14 protein-coding genes are annotated in these 15,218 nt (G+C 60.4%); 11 read left to right on the top strand and 3 right to left on the bottom strand.

Annotation, left to right across the window (positions count from 1 at the left end; all coding sequences use genetic code 11):
* Position 1 precedes the first annotated feature (1 nt).
* From MKFW12EY_RS03485 to groL, 5 genes are all read left to right on the top strand, one after another.
* Entirely contained in the window at positions 2-607 is a 606-nt protein-coding gene (locus MKFW12EY_RS03485; RefSeq protein WP_221054016.1) for a YfiR family protein, read from the top strand.
* A gap of 3 nt (positions 608-610) precedes the next feature.
* Entirely contained in the window at positions 611-3,550 is a 2,940-nt protein-coding gene (locus MKFW12EY_RS03480; RefSeq protein ID WP_221054015.1) for a PAS domain S-box protein, read from the top strand.
* Positions 3,547-6,294, top strand: a complete 2,748-nt coding sequence (locus tag MKFW12EY_RS03475) for an EAL domain-containing protein (RefSeq protein ID WP_221054014.1) — start codon at positions 3,547-3,549, stop codon at positions 6,292-6,294. Before MKFW12EY_RS03480 ends, MKFW12EY_RS03475 begins: the two co-directional genes overlap by 4 nt.
* Before the next feature lie 236 nt (positions 6,295-6,530).
* Complete coding sequence (locus tag MKFW12EY_RS03470; protein WP_054763742.1) at positions 6,531-6,821, top strand: co-chaperone GroES; 291 nt, start codon at positions 6,531-6,533, stop codon at positions 6,819-6,821.
* A 59-nt stretch (positions 6,822-6,880) separates the two neighbouring features.
* Positions 6,881-8,503 carry a chaperonin GroEL gene (gene groL, locus MKFW12EY_RS03465; RefSeq protein ID WP_221054013.1) on the top strand — a complete coding sequence of 541 codons (1,623 nt, stop codon included), beginning with the start codon at positions 6,881-6,883 and terminating at the stop codon, positions 8,501-8,503.
* 879 nt (positions 8,504-9,382) lie between these two features.
* Here the strand turns inward: groL and MKFW12EY_RS03460 are convergent.
* From MKFW12EY_RS03460 to MKFW12EY_RS03450, 3 genes are read right to left on the bottom strand one after another with little or no spacing between them, the layout of a single operon-like run.
* A complete protein-coding gene (locus MKFW12EY_RS03460) occupies positions 9,383-9,526 on the bottom strand; it encodes a hypothetical protein (protein ID WP_157199642.1) in 144 nt (47 codons plus the stop codon).
* A 51-nt stretch (positions 9,527-9,577) separates the two neighbouring features.
* Complete coding sequence (locus MKFW12EY_RS03455; protein ID WP_054763628.1) at positions 9,578-10,714, bottom strand: methyltransferase; 1,137 nt, start codon at positions 10,712-10,714, stop codon at positions 9,578-9,580.
* A gap of 1 nt (position 10,715) precedes the next feature.
* Entirely contained in the window at positions 10,716-11,327 is a 612-nt protein-coding gene (locus MKFW12EY_RS03450; RefSeq protein ID WP_054763629.1) for a TetR/AcrR family transcriptional regulator, read from the bottom strand.
* A gap of 800 nt (positions 11,328-12,127) precedes the next feature.
* On the opposite strand from MKFW12EY_RS03450, the gene MKFW12EY_RS03445 reads away from it, so the two are divergent.
* The 6 genes from MKFW12EY_RS03445 (at position 12,128) to MKFW12EY_RS03420 (ending at position 15,159) form a co-directional block, all read left to right on the top strand.
* A complete protein-coding gene (locus tag MKFW12EY_RS03445; RefSeq protein WP_054763630.1) occupies positions 12,128-12,406 on the top strand; it encodes a hypothetical protein in 279 nt (92 codons plus the stop codon).
* Between the two features lie 8 nt (positions 12,407-12,414).
* A complete protein-coding gene (hemP, locus tag MKFW12EY_RS03440; RefSeq protein WP_054763631.1) occupies positions 12,415-12,591 on the top strand; it encodes a hemin uptake protein HemP in 177 nt (58 codons plus the stop codon).
* Between the two features lie 77 nt (positions 12,592-12,668).
* Complete coding sequence (locus MKFW12EY_RS03435; protein ID WP_221054012.1) at positions 12,669-13,448, top strand: energy transducer TonB; 780 nt, start codon at positions 12,669-12,671, stop codon at positions 13,446-13,448.
* Positions 13,449-13,452: 4 nt separating this feature from the next.
* Entirely contained in the window at positions 13,453-14,196 is a 744-nt protein-coding gene (locus MKFW12EY_RS03430) for a MotA/TolQ/ExbB proton channel family protein (protein ID WP_054763635.1), read from the top strand.
* On the top strand, positions 14,196-14,621 hold the full coding sequence (locus MKFW12EY_RS03425) for an ExbD/TolR family protein (protein WP_054763634.1): 426 nt from the start codon (positions 14,196-14,198) through the stop codon (positions 14,619-14,621). The genes MKFW12EY_RS03430 and MKFW12EY_RS03425 overlap by 1 nt, the downstream gene beginning before the upstream one ends.
* 355 nt (positions 14,622-14,976) lie before the next feature.
* A complete protein-coding gene (locus MKFW12EY_RS03420; protein WP_157199643.1) occupies positions 14,977-15,159 on the top strand; it encodes a hypothetical protein in 183 nt (60 codons plus the stop codon).
* Positions 15,160-15,218 lie beyond the last annotated feature (59 nt).

Raw genomic sequence — 15,218 nt, 5'->3', positions numbered from 1 at the left:
CATGCGACACGGCATCCAATTTCCGCCAATCGGCGCCGGCCTGCGCCGCGATAGCCGGCGCCTGGCGTTACGGCTGCTGGCGTTGCTGTTGTTCGCGTTGACGCCGGATTCGGCCTCCGCGCAGGAAAACCCTTACCGGGTTAAAGCCGCCTTTTTGCGCAATTTCGCCCATTACGTCGGCTGGCCCAGCCAGGCGCTGCCGGACAACGGCTCGCCCTGGTGCATCGGCATCCTCGGCCCCGACCCGTTCGGCGAGATCCTGGACGACACGCTGCGCGGCCGCAGCGAACAGGGCCGCGGCTTTCGCATCGTTCGCGCGGAACGGCTGTCCGAATTGCCGCTGTGTCAACTGGTCTATATCGGCTACACCGAGGCTTCGCAACGGCGGCAGGCGCTGGCCGAACTGCGCACCAAGCCGGTGCTGACCGTCGGCGACGCGCCGGAATTTCTGACCGAAGGCGGCGTCATAGGCTTCATCGTCGACGAGCGGGTGGGCATGAACATTAATCTGGACCAGGCTCGGGCGGTTTCGCTGACCATACAAACCAAGATGCTGGAGGTGTCCTCCGGCGTCCTGTTCAACGGCGCTTTGCGCCGGATGAGATAAGCGATGCCGATGCGCCTGACCATCCACCGCCGGCTGTCTCTGATACTGTGGGGATCGGCAGTCTTGACCTTCGTCTTGATGGGCGGCGGCTTGCTGGTTTACCAAAACCTGACGCTGGAACAGCGGGTACGCCAGTTCATGGAACCCTACGCGCAGTTGATCGCGGTCGGCACCGACACGGCAGTAGCGTTCGAAGACGGCCAACGCGCCCAGGAAATTCTCGATACGCTGCAAGGCAATCCGCAACTGTTGGCCGCCGACATCGTGCTCGGCGACGGCCGGCTACTGGCCCGCATCGGCGCCCACGCCGACGCCGGTCCGGCCGGCAACGCCGACGGCATCTATCTGGGCGCGGTCCATGCCGACTGGCTGCAAACTCTGCCCAGCGGCGCCCGCCTCCGCCTGAGCATCAGCCTGAAGCAATTGCAGCAGCAGACGCAACAGTTTTTGTGGCTGTTCGCCGCCGGCGTGCTGATTCTGATGGGCGTGACCTGGAGTCAACTGCTGGTGTTGCGGCGCACCATCACCAAACCGATCGCAGCGTTGACCGCAGCCACCGAACGGGTGCGAACCGAGGCCGATTACCGGCACCGGGTACCGGCCGACGGCAACGACGAACTGGCCCGACTCGGCCGCAATTTCAACGCGATGATGGCTGCGGTTCAGCAACGCGACGACACCCTGCACCGGCTCAGCCTGTTTCAACGCACGATACTGGACAACGCCGCCCACGGCATCGTCTCGACCAGCCGCGACGGCGTCGTCACCAGTTTCAACCCGGCCGCGGAACGCTTGCTGGGTTATGCCGCCGCCGAGCTGGTCGGCCGGCAGACGCCGGCGTTGTGGCACGACGCCGAAGAAGTCGCGCTGTATGCCCGGAAACTGTCGGCCGAGTTCGGCGAAACCATAGCGCCGGGCTTCGGCGTGTTTACGGCACGGGCGCAGCGCAACCAAGCCGAACAGCGCGAATGGTCCTTCATCCGCAAGGACGGCAGCCGGTTGCCGGTAAACTTGTCGGTAACCGCTTTGCGCGACGAGGACGGCCGGATCGGCGGCTTCCTCGGCCTGTTCTACGATTTGTCCGAACGCAAACAAACCCAACAGCGTTTGCAATTGTTGAGCTTCGCGCTGGACAAGGTGCGGGAAACCATCGTGCTGATGGGCGAAAACGACCCGCGGTTTTTATACGTCAACCAGAGCGGCGCCCATACCCTGGGCTACAGCCGCGCCGAGTTGACCGGCGGCATGAGCGTATTCGACATCGACCCGAACTGGTCTCCGGAAAAATGGTGCGAATTCTGGCCGCAATTGCTGGAACGCCGGCAAATCCAGTTCGAAACCACGCACTGCACCCGCCACGGCCGGGTGTTTCCGGTGGAAATCACCGCCAACTATTTCGAATTCGGCGGCAAAATCTATAACTTGACGATCTGCCGCGACATCAGCCAGCGCAAGCAGGCCGAGGAAGAATTGCAGCATTACCGCGACCGGCTGGAAGACACCGTGCAGCGCCGCACCGAAGAATTGCGATTGGCGCGCGACGCAGCGGAAACGGCCAATAAGGCCAAGAGCGTATTCCTGGCCAACATGAGCCACGAGCTGCGCACCCCGTTGAACGCGATCCTGGGTTTCTCCAGCCTGATGCGCAAAAGCCCGCAACTGGCGGAGGCCGACCGCCGCAACCTGGATATCATCAACCGCAGCGGCGAACACCTGTTGAATCTGATCAACCAGGTGCTGGAAATGGCCAAAATCGAATCCGGCCGGGTGCAGTTGGCGGACACGGCGTTCGATCTACAGGAGATGGTCGGCGACGTGCTGAACATGATGCAGGCGCGCGCCGCCGAAAAAGGGCTTAAGCTGGCGCTCGACCCGGAATCCGCTTACCCGCGCTTCATCGTCGGCGACCGCGACCGTTTGCGGCAAGTGCTGATCAACCTGGTCGGCAACGCGCTGAAATTCACCGGCGCCGGCGGCGTCACGGTACGCGTGCGCTGCAAACACAACGCCACCTCGCATCTGCTGATAGAGGTCGAAGACACCGGCCCCGGCATCGCCGAAACCGACCGGCAACGCATCTTCGAACCCTTCGTCCAAATCGGCCAGGATGCCGACGGCAAAGGCACCGGCCTGGGCCTGAGCATTACCCGCCAATTCGTGCAATTGATGAACGGCAGTATTGGCGTGGAAAGCACCATGGGCAAGGGCTCGCTGTTCCGGATCGAACTGCCGTTACGGGTGGCGGAAACGGCGGCCGGCTCGGCTCCGCAAGCGGCAGCGGCGGCGGAACGCGAAGTGTTGGCGTTGGCGCCGGGCCAACCGGAATACCGGATTCTGATCGTGGAAGACCAAATCGACAATCAATTGCTGCTGTCCTGGCTGCTGGAAACGGTCGGCTTCCGGATTAAATTGGCCGAAAACGGCCGGGACGGCGTCGCACTGTTCCAAAGCTGGCAGCCGCATTTGATCTGGATGGACCGGCAAATGCCGGTAATGGACGGCCTGCAAGCCGCACAAACCATCCGCGCCTTACCGGGCGGCGACGCGGTAAAAATCATCGGCGTCTCAGCTTCCGCGTTTGCCGAACAGCGCGACGAAATCCTGGCGGCCGGCATGAACGAATTTATCGGCAAACCCTACCGCCCGGCGGAAATCTACGATTGCCTGGCCCGGCAATTGGGGGTACGTTACCTGTATTCCGACGCACCGGCCGCAGCAATGCCGGCCCTGGCGGCGGATAGCTTGGCCGCGCTGGCGCCGGCGCTGCGCCGCGAGCTGGAACTCGCGTTGAAAAGCCTGGAAAGCGAGCGCATTGCCGATGCCATCGGCCGGATTAAGGCTTATGATAACCAACTCGCGGCGGCACTGGCTGTGCTGGCCGACAACTACAACTATCCGGCGATACTGAAAGCGTTGCGAGCCAACCGAGGCGATTCGACATGACCTGCAGCAAACCTAAAATTCTCGTCGTCGACGACACGCCGGCATCGCTGAAGTTGCTGTCCGAACTGCTCAGGGCCGAGGATTACGAGGTGCGTTCCGCCATCGACGGCGAGTTGGCGCTGGAATCCGCGTTCGACAATCCGCCGGACCTGGTGCTACTGGACATCATGATGCCCGGCATCGACGGCTTCGAAGTCTGCCGCCGGTTGAAAGCGCACCCGGCCACGCGCCAGGTGCCGGTCATCTTCGTCAGCACGCTGTCGGATACCGAAGAAAAAGTGCAGGGCTTCCAATTGGGCGCGGTGGACTACGTATCCAAACCCTACCAGCGCGAAGAGCTGCTGGCGCGGGTGCGGACCCATCTGGAAATCGAACGCCTGCGCAACCGGCTGGAAGACGCCGTGGCGGAACGCAGCAGCCAATTGCGCCGCAGCGAGCAAAAACTCAGAACCACGCTGGACGATTACATTTCCGCCCACACCCAATTGCAAACGCTGCTGGATACCATTCCCGATCTGGTCTGGCTGAAGGACCCGAACGGCGTGTATTTGGCCTGCAACCTGCAATTCGAACGCCTATACGGTGCCCGCGAGGCCGAAATCGTCGGTAAAACCGACCGCGACTTCGTCTCCGCCGAACTGGCCGATTTTTTCCGCCAAAACGACTTGAAAGCGGTGCAGGCCGGCAAGGTCTGCGCCAACGAGGAATGGCTGGAGTTCGCCGACAACGGCTACCGCGGTGTGTTCGAAACGCTGAAAACGCCGGTCCGCGACGCCAGCGGCAATTTGATCGGCGTGCTGGGCATCGCCCGCGACATCAGCGAGCGCCGGGCCGCGCAAGCCAAAATCCAGCGCCATATGCAACTGTATGCCGCGCTGAGCCGGTGCAACAAAGCCATCGTCCAGTCCAGCGACGAAGCCGACCTGTTTCTGCGGGTGTGCCAGGCCGCGGTCGAGTTCGGCGGCATGAAAATGGCATGGGTCGGCCTGCTGGCCGCCGACGGAGATGCGCTGCGGCCGTGCGCCAGTTTCGGCGAAGGCGCCGAAGAATTGCCAAGCATCGACATGGCGCTGACCGCCGCCAGCGACTTCAGCCGCAGCCCGACCAGCGTCGCGCTGCGCGAGCAGCGCCCCTATTGGTGCCAGGATTTTCAAAACGATCCGTTGACGCTGCCGTGGCGGCCGCAGGCGCTGCGGGCCGGCTGGCAAGCCGCGGCCGCGCTGCCGTTGCACCAAGCCGGCGCGGTGGCCGGCGTGTTCGTGCTGTATGCCGGCGAAGTCAACGCATTCGACAGCGACGCCCGCGACCTGCTGCTGGAAATGGCGACCGACATCGATATCGCGTTGGACAACTTCAACCGCTCCCGCGCCCAGAAACAAGCCGAAGCCGAAATCGAACGCCTGGCGTTTTACGATCCGCTGACCGGGCTGCCCAACCGCCGCCTGCTGTACGACCGCCTGCACCAGGCCGTCGTCGCCAACGCCCGCGCCGCCAACCATGGCGCGGCACTGTTCATCGACCTGGACAACTTCAAGGCCTTGAACGATACCAAGGGCCATAACCAGGGCGATCTGTTGCTGGTCGAAGTGGCCCGGCGCCTGGAAGCCTGCGTGCGCGAAGGCGATACCGTGGCCAGGCTGGGTGGCGACGAGTTCGTCGTGATTTTGAACGGCCTGAACGGCGACGCGGCTCAGGCTTCGGCGCAAACCAAAATGGTCGGCGGTAAAATTCTGGCCGCCATCGGCCGGCCCTACCTGCTGCACGGTTACGAACACCATTGCTCGGCCAGCATGGGCATCGGCTTGTTTCGCGACCCGGACACCACGGTGGAAGAACTGCTGAAATGCATCGATACCGCGCTGTACCAGGCCAAACGCAACGGCCGCAACGGCATGCAATTTTACGACCCGGCAATGCAGCAGGCTCTGGAGGCCAAAGCCGCGCTGGAGAGCGATTTGCGCCGAGCGCTGGAGGAAAACGGTTTCGTATTGTATTACCAGCCCCAAGTCGACCAAGACGGCCGCACCATCGGTGCCGAAGTGTTGATCCGGTGGCTGCATCCGCAACGCGGCCTGGTGCCGCCGGCGGAATTCATCCCGCTGGCCGAGGAAACCGGACTGATCGTGCCGATCGGCAATTGGGTGGTCGAAACCGCTTGCGCCCAACTGAAACTTTGGGAAGGCCGGGCCGGGCTGGACGACTTGCAGTTGGCGGTCAACGTCAGCGCACCGCAATTCCGCCAGGCCGATTTCGTGGCCCAGGTCCGGCGCACCTTGGAACGCTACGGGCTCAATCCCGGCCGGCTGAAACTGGAACTGACCGAAAGCCTGGTATTGGACGACATCGACGACACCATCGTCAAAATGCAACAACTTCGCGAAAGCGGCGTGCGCTTTTCGATGGACGATTTCGGCACCGGTTATTCGTCGCTGTATTACCTGACCAAACTGCCGTTCGACCAATTAAAAATCGACCGCTCCTTCGTGCATAACCTGGGCGTCACCCAAAACGACGCCGTCATCATCCAAACCATCATCGGCATGGCCGAGAATCTGGGCATCGAAAGCCTGGCCGAAGGCGTCGAAAGCGAAGAACAGCTTGGCTTTCTGAATGCCCACGGCTGCAATTTGTACCAGGGCTTTCTGTTCGGCCGGCCGCTGCCGCTGGAACAATTTCAGGCCCGGCTCCAGGCCTTCGCCCAGAAACGGCCTGACGACGGCATCCACGCCGCCACTGCGCAATAAGCCCACCATTCTTAGCCCCCGTAAAAGCGCAGGAGCAGGCCATGCCTGCGACCGAAGGCATTTAATCGCGGACATGGCCCGCTCCTACCATCCTTAACTTGACGATATTGCCGCTCCGGCTGCGCCTATCCATGGCACTTGAAAAACAAAGCGGCCGCCCATACTCAGGCCAGCGACGCTGGCAAGCAGCGTTGAGTCTTTGTATTTTTCGTTGAATATCAAGGAGGCATAAGCTGATGAGCATACGTCCTTTATACGACCGCATCGTCGTCAAGCGTCTGGAAAGCGAGACCACCACGCCCGGCGGCATCGTGATTCCGGATAACGCCAAGGAAAAACCCATCTCCGCCGAAGTGATCGCCGTCGGCACCGGCAAACCGCTGGATAACGGCCAACTGCGGCCGCTGGCGGTCAAGGCCGGCGACCGGGTGTTGATCGGCAAGCACGCCGGCAACGAAGTCAAAATCAACGGCGTCGAGCATGTCGTGGTGCGCGAGGACGAAATCCTCGGCCTGTTGGACGCTTGATTTTCCAAGCGCATTGTTTTTGAAATCCTGATTTAAGTGTTTTTGGAGGAAAAGCATTTATGGCTGCAAAAGAAGTGTTATTTGCCGACGAAGCCCGCCACCGCATGCTGGCGGGGGTAAATATTCTTGCCGATGCGGTAAAACAAACTCTAGGCCCCAAAGGCCGCAACGTGGTGCTGGAACGCAGTTTCGGCGCACCGACCGTGACCAAGGACGGCGTCTCCGTCGCCAAGGAAATCGAGCTGAAAGGCAAGTTCGAGAACATGGGCGCGCAAATGGTCAAGGAAGTGTCGTCCAAAACCTCCGACGTCGCCGGCGACGGCACCACCACCGCTACCGTGCTGGCGCAAGCCATCGTCCGCGAAGGTTTGAAATCGGTCTCGGCCGGCGCCAATCCGATGGACATCAAGCGCGGCATCGACCAAGCCGTTAGCGTCGCGGTCGAGGAATTGAAAAAACTGTCCAAGCCCTGCACCGACAGCAAAGCCATTGCCCAGGTCGGCACCATTTCCGCCAACTCGGATGAAGCCTTCGGCCAAATCATCGCCGACGCGATGGACAAGGTCGGCAAGGAAGGCGTGATTACCGTCGAGGAAGGCTCCAGCATGCACAACGAGCTGGAGGTGGTGGAAGGCATGCAGTTCGACCGCGGTTACATTTCGCCTTACTTTGCCAACCAGAAGGAAGGCATGACCGCCGAACTGGAAAACCCTTACATTCTGCTGCACGACAAGAAAATCTCGAACATCCGCGACCTGATCCCGCTGTTGGAAAAAGTCTCCAAAGCCGGCCGCTCGTTGCTGATCGTCGCCGAAGATGTCGAAGGAGAAGCGCTGGCGACCTTAGTCGTCAACACCTTGCGTGGCATTCTCAAAGTCTGCGCGGTCAAAGCGCCGGGCTTCGGCGACCGCCGCAAAGCGATGTTGGAAGACATGGCGATTCTGACCGGCGGCACGGTGATCACCGAGGAACTGGGCTTCAGCCTGGAAAAAGCCGAACTGGAACAACTAGGCACCGCGAAAAAAGTCCAGGTTTCGAAAGAAAACACCATCATCGTCGATGGCGCCGGTAGTGGCGATGACATCAAGGCCCGCGTCGAGCAGTTGCGTAAGCAAATCGAGGAAACCAGCTCCAGCTACGACAAGGAAAAACTGCAGGAACGCGTCGCCAAATTGTCCGGCGGCGTCGCCGTGATCAAGGTCGGCGCGGCCACCGAAGTGGAAATGAAGGAGAAAAAAGCCCGCGTCGAGGACGCGCTGCACGCCACTCGCGCCGCGGTCGAGGAAGGCATCGTGCCGGGCGGCGGCGTGGCCTTGATCCGCGCCCAAGCCGCCTTGAAAGAGCTGAAAGGCGACAACGCCGACCGCAACGTCGGTATCGGTATTCTGCGCCGGGCCATCGAAGAACCGCTGCGCCAGATCGTCACCAACGCCGGCGACGAAGCCTCGGTGGTGCTGGCTCAGGTTCAATCCGGCTCAGGCAGCTACGGCTACAACGCCGCGACCGGCGAGTACGGCGACATGATCGCGATGGGCATCCTCGACCCGACCAAGGTCACCCGCTGCGCGCTGCAAAACGCCGCGTCGATCGCCGGTCTGATGCTGACCACCGAAGTCATGGTCGCCGAACTGCCCAAGCAGGACAAACCGGTAATGCCGGCCGGCGGCATGGACGACTACTAACTGCACCTACCTGCAAGCTTTTGCCCCGGAATTCCGGGGCTTTTTTTGCGGGCAGCAGTTTTCCGACAATAGAGGTTTGTTGTTTTATTAACCCGGCCCTTAAATATCGCCGCTCCCGCGAAGGCACGAGCCCAGCAGCTAAAGTGGATTCCCGCCTTAACGGGAATGACGACTCCAGGGAATTTAAGGGCCTGGTTAATAGCCAAACGGCAAAAAAAGCACAGAAAAAACCGCAAACAACCTTACCGCGCAGCAAATAAGACTGGGTTTTATCCCCGCTGCCGCGCCGAGCACCGAAGGGCTGGAACAGCCAAATCGGCAGGACAGCCGATTTGCATGCACACCTCCTAAGGGCGAGGTACACGGATATACCTAGCGACTTGCCCGTCAGGGGCGCGGCAGGGCTGCCGCGCGTTTTCCGTAGCGGCTGGGAAGCCCCTGCGGAAAACCCGTTCATAGCCTTCGGCACGCAGAGAATAATCGGCAACGGGGTGTCTTTTCTTTGGATACTTTTCTTTCGACTGCAACGATGCAGGAGGTAGAGCGACACATGGAGCAGTTGCCGAGGACAAGCAGTGAAAACTATCGCGGTTGTCGGTCCGCGACTCGGTTTTCAAACAGGCTTCGCGTAGCGTTTCATCCATGACGCGACTCAGTTTGAATCTCTCAATCACAAAGCCGCCAACAGTTCCGATACAAACCCAGCGAGAATTTGATGGCTTGAATCGGCCAATAGCTGACCATGGCGCTTTGGCTTCAGTGACCGCAGTGGAATGGATAGCCGCCTGGTAGTGTTTATGATTGCACGACGGGAGCTGGTCTTGCGTAGCCTCGATGCAGCGTTAGCGGAATCGAGGGTGTCGACCATCCGTCATCAGACTAGTCTCGGCAAATTTTAAGGGTGTTGGCCTTCGAATCCTCGATTCCATCGAGGCTACTTGCTTTTTCCAGAACCAACTTGGCGGCATCTTGCTTGAACTCCAGGCTGTATTTGGGGCGGTTGTGTTTTTTGTCGTTACTCATGGTCACCTCTACTAGCAATATAAATTCTGCCTTTAGAAGTGTCCGGGGTTATTAGACCATTTCACCGGTGCAGTGGGCCGCCCGCAGCACCAGTATTTTTCCGAACGTCTGCAAGCCCACCACCTCCTGAAGAACCAACCCGCTGACATCGATCAGCCGCCGCCATTCGGCCAGCGTCCTTTCGCGGCCGCGGGTGTTGACGCACATCTGCATGTCAAACGAGGCCGTGCTTTGGTCGGCCCGGTTGTCCGGCATCACCATCTCCATCACGGCGATAGTCGCATCACGGCCTGAGGCGGCTTCCGCCACGTTTGATAAAGCGGCGATGCAGGTATCGTCGTCGAAGCCATGCAGCACGGCGCTCAGCAGGTAAATGTCCTTGTCGCTGTGCACCTTGGGCACGGCTTGCAGCAGGTCATAGGCTTCGAAGCTCATGCGTTGCAGAGCGGCGCCCTCGCCCTGGTCTTTCCAAAACTGCGCCGCGCCGCGAATGACTTGTTCGCGGTCGGCCACCAGTGCCTTGAGCCGCGGATGGCGTTTGAGGATCGCGAGAGATTTTGCGCCCTTGGAGCCGCCGACGTCGATGATGCGCTCGAAGCGCGACCAGTCGAAATCGGTAACAAAGCTGTCGCCGGCCAAGGCTTCCACGCTATCCATGGCCTGCGCGAACAGCGCATCGAATTCCGGGTTTGCGTCCAGGTAATCGTAAAAAGCCTGCCCGTGCGCCAACTCGAAAGGCACGCCGCCGTTGCGCACGCCCTGCTCCAATTGTTCGAACCAAGGCCGGCCCATTTCCGGCGAATTGTGCATCAGCACCATTGCCCGCACGCTGTTGGGATGGTCCAGGCGCAAGTAAGACGAAAGCTTGTTGTTTTTAAAGCGCTTGTCAGCCGCTTCCTCGAACACGCCCATCGCAACCAGCATGCGCAGCAAGCGGTAGAGCGCATCGGCGTCGGCAGCGACGCGTTCGGCCAGGGTTTCGATGCTCAATTCAGCGTCGGCCAGCGCCCCGGCGATGTCCAGCCGCACGGCGACATACAACGCCCGCGATTGCCAGAAGGCCGAACCGATCTGCATCAGGCGGAACGGCGGCGGCACGATTTTGTTGGGCAGATTTTGCAGCCAGGCGCCGAATCTGGCGAGTCTGATGAAACGGCGTACCGCGCCGGCGTTCTTTTGTAATGTCATGTCATATCCCCGCTAGCGTGGCAGCCATGCTAGCCGCCAATAGTTTGCCGTTGAGCGTGGCGAGTTCATTGAGGAAGGCCTCATCCATCTGTCCGCCCATCTGTTCTTCGAAAATATCCTTCAGCAGCATCGGCATCATCGCAAGGCTGACGAAGGCCATGCGCGCCACGTCGGGATTGATCGCCTGATCGACCTGGCCGCTGGCCTTCAACTGTTCCAACCGCCGCGCGCCGCCGCTACGGCCGCGCTCCAGCAATTGCAGGATGAAACGCCGGCCCGGCCCGTGGTTGAGGGCCAGCACCTTGAGGATGAGCTTGGGGAATTCGGGATGCTTGCGCATGGTGTCGTAATACAGGCGCAGATAGTCGGCGAAACCGCAGGCCTCGGACAGCGTGTCGCTGTCGAGCATATCCAAGAGGGGCTTGAGCGTCTCGCGTATCATTTCTTCGTAAAGGCCTTCCTTGTTGCCGAAGTAATAGCGGATCATCGAGACGTTGACGCCCGCCTGGTCGGCGATGGCGCGGGTGGTGACCTTGTGGTATTCGTCGGCAAGGAAACAGTCCAGCGCCGCCTTGAGCAGACGCGCGTAAACCGGGTCGCGAATGTCGTTCATCGTAAAAAATCCTGCAAGCCATGATGGCGGCAGGTTAGCACCGGCGGCACAACCGCCCTAGCAGTTTTGCCAATCAAGATGCGGGGTTTGATTGAACGGTAAGCCGTTCGTAGTCAGCGCAGCAAGCGCACCCCGAGCAGCATACAGCCCACGGCAAAGGTAAATGCCGCCTTGCTGGTTTGATGAAGACAGTTGCACGCTGTTGGGAACCGATGGTTTCAACTCTGCTCGGTCGGCTCAGCTTAACCAACCGGCTTGTACATGCCCATGACTGATTTACTGAGCAAACTTTAGCTAACAAGCTCGGAGACTTGTTAGATCCGGCCGCGGCCGGCAAACCGGATTAAACCCAAATCTGCGGCCTCGGTTTGCCCGGAGCCCGCGGCATCAGCCCCAGCACCGCAGCCGCCGAACGGCGGCTACAGGCCGAATCGAGCGGCGCCCGGACAATGGCCGAGCTCCGATCCGAGCCGGACTTGCTTCAAACTCCGGTTTCTACCCGCCCGCACCCCACCCCGCCTGGAAAGCTCCGCCAATTTCACCGCACCCACCGCTCGATACCGTCACACGCGAACGGTTTTCGGCCGAAGCCGGCTCAAGCCGAAGGAGCGGCGTATATTTTTGCTTGACTTATAATTGCGAATCATTATCATTTGTATCAAATGCCGTTGCTTCTCTCGCGCCGGCATCTCCGCATCTTCAGTCTGGCTTGGAGAATGCGGTTTTTTAAGCCCGTTAATCCGGCGACTTTATTGGAAGTAAAGCGGCCGCCGGGTTAGCACCCTGACAACGAGGTCTCTATGGACGAAGCCGAAACCGCGGTGGGATCGCAAGTGGAATTGACCCGGTTGCATGCGACGACCTGCCTGTTGATGACCCAGTTCATCAACGGCCGGCACTGCCCGAAATTGTCGCAGCAAATCGTCAGCCAACTAGGCCATTTGTTAAGCCACCCGCAATTGGACACGCGGCCGGACAGCCGCGAGCTTTACCAACAACTACTGATGCATTGGCAAGGAGTAACCCAACAATTGATCGCCCACAGGCAGCAACAGCGGCCGACCGCCGCTTACCACTGAGTCCCGTTATGAATGACTTTAACGAAAAAAACAAAGAGGTTCGAAACACCGTAAACGTCGCCAACCGCCCGCGCATCAGTACCCGCGAGCTGTTCGCCGCGCAGAGCGAAGTGATTATCGAACACCAAGGCGAAGAATATCGCTTACGCATCACCAGCAACGGCAAATTGATTTTGACCAAATAAACCGTAGTTCCGCATAGCCAGCCAACCCGTCGGTAGCCAGCCAAGCGTTAAACCATCCACGCAACAGCCGAGGCACCATGACCGTCAATCTGTGTTTTCTACAAGCCATCGCCGTAGCAACCAGTCCGCAACGGCAACCCGCATTCCGCCGTGCCGGTTCGCAGCCGCAACCGTCGACATCCGGCCATTGGCTCGGTTTGGGTTTGGTGGTGGCGTTGCACATTGCCGGACTCTGCCTGATTCCGGACAGCCAGCCCGAAGCCAAAATCACGCCGCCGCAGGCCATCATGGTGAATTGGATCGCCGCGCCGGCAGCCAAAGCCCCTACGCCGGCTCCGCCGCCAGCCGCCGCCCAGCCCAAACCGAAAACGGCCAAACCCAAAACCAAACCGTTGCCGCAGGTCGCCAACCCCAAACCGGTACTGGCTACGCGTAGCGAAACCGCATCGCCGATCAGCGTTCCGGCCGAACCGGCGCCTGCCCCCGCGCCTCCGGCACCAGCCGCCGCCGCTAGCGCGGAAGCCGCACCGGCACCCGCCAAAAGCAGCGAAGCGGACGGCAATCAGGCGCCCTTGACGCTACCCAACCTGAACGCCGACTACCTGAACAACCCGCCGCCGGCCTACCCGTCGATTTCGCGCCAACTGGGCGAACAAGGCAAAGTGTATTTGCGGGTGCTGGTTAACGTCGAAGGTAACGTCGAACAAGTCGCGTTGCGCAAATCCAGCGGTTACGAACGCTTGGACGCCGCCGCGCAGGAAACCGTCAAAAAATGGCGTTTCGTGCCGGCCAAACGCGCCGAACAAGCCGTCGCCGCCTGGGTGGTGGTACCGATTTCATTCAGCCTCGAAGGATAAAGCCATGTCATTCAATCAAAACCTCAGCCATTTTCTGTCGCAAAGCGACGCCGTCGGCCAAATTCTGTTCGGCCTACTGTTGCTGATGTCGGTCACCAGCTGGTATTTCATCGCCGTCAAAGCTTGGCAAGGCCGGTTGGCGCGGCGGCGCAGCAGCCAATTCCTCAGCGAATTCTGGAATGCCGCCTCGTTGGACGAAGTGGCCCAATCGCTGCACCAGCACCGCGACGAAGAACCGTTTTCGCATCTGACCTACCACGCCATCAACGCCAGCCGCCACCATGCCAAGCACGGCACGCAACGCCTGCAGGAAGCGGGTTCGGCCGGCGAGTTCCTGACCCGGGCGATCCGCCGGGTCATCGACGAAGAAACCGCTAAATTGGAATGGGGCCTGACCGTGTTGGCTTCGGTCGCCAGCACCGCCCCGTTCATCGGCCTGTTCGGCACCGTCTGGGGCGTCTACCACGCCTTGATCGGCATCGGCCAAAGCGGCCAGGGTTCGCTGGAACAAATCGCCGGCCCGGTCGGCGAAGCGCTGATCATGACCGGCTTAGGTCTCGCCGTGGCGATCCCGGCGGTACTGGCTTACAACGATTGCGTGCGATCCAACCGGGTGCTGCTGGCGCAACTCGACGCCTTCGCCCACGACTTGTTCGCGTTCCTGACCACCGGCTCGGCCATCGAACCGAGCGCCGCACCGGCCAATCCGGCGCAAAAACTGACGCTGGTCAGCGTAGGAGCGGAATAATGGCCTTCGGAAATTTCGACCAAAACAAAGCCGGCGGCCATGCGATGGCCGAAATCAATATGATCCCGCTGATCGACGTGATGTTGGTGCTGTTGGTGATCTTCATGATTACCGCACCGATGATGACCCACAGCGTCAAAATCGATCTGCCCAAGGCCAGCAGCCAAGTGCAACCGGCGCCGGCGGTGGAACCGGTCAATCTGGCGATAGACGGCGACGGCCATTTGTTCTGGAACCAAGACGCCGTCAGCCGCGAACAGTTGCAACAACGTTTGCAGCCCTTGGGCCAACAAGCCGACGGCCCGGAAGTGCACATTCGCGCCGACCGCAACGTGGCTTACCACTTTATCGCCGAAACCCTGGCCGACGCCGCGAACGCCGGCGTCAGCAAAATCGGCTTTGTCTCGGAGCCGGATACAAAATAGTTCGCTGATTGCCGGCCTTTGCCTATTGGCAAGGCCGGATTTACCGGCCTGAATTCCCGCCGGCTCGGGAAATGCCGACGGCATTGCAGGAAATAACCCAAACCGGTTTTGGTATGTCTGGCTGAGGGGCCAGGTGTTGGACCAATCCCGTTAAGTTAAGCGATATGATTTTCACGCCCCTCTTTGGAAAAGAGGGGTTGGGGAGATTGTGCAAATAATCCCCTCGCCGCCGGACTGCCCAAAACCGGTCGAGCTAGAGCAAGCCAGGCCGTTGGAGCCGGCTGCAAATAAACCCGCCACCCAGCCTCCCGCCAGGTAGCCATGACTTTAAAGACATTGCTAACCTGGAGCACCCATGTCCCAACCGAACCCAAACCGCCGGCCCGATCCGGCAGATAACCGAGCATTGACGGCAACGCCGCCGGCCGCCGCGCCGATCTGCCCGGCACCGGCCGCGGCAAAGGATACCGACAAGGATTCGTCGGCCGACAAGGAAGTCACCCTATTCGGGAGCCAAACCCTGGCCACCGTCGTATAGCCGGAACGAATTACAAATTGCATTAACCCGCCAGCCCCCTAGCCGTCGTGCAAGGCAGC

Source organism: Methylomonas koyamae (assembly GCF_019669905.1).
Lineage (GTDB): Bacteria > Pseudomonadota > Gammaproteobacteria > Methylococcales > Methylomonadaceae > Methylomonas > Methylomonas koyamae.
Note: the sequence above shows the minus strand (reverse complement) of the source record. Positions and strands in the feature narration are given on the sequence as shown.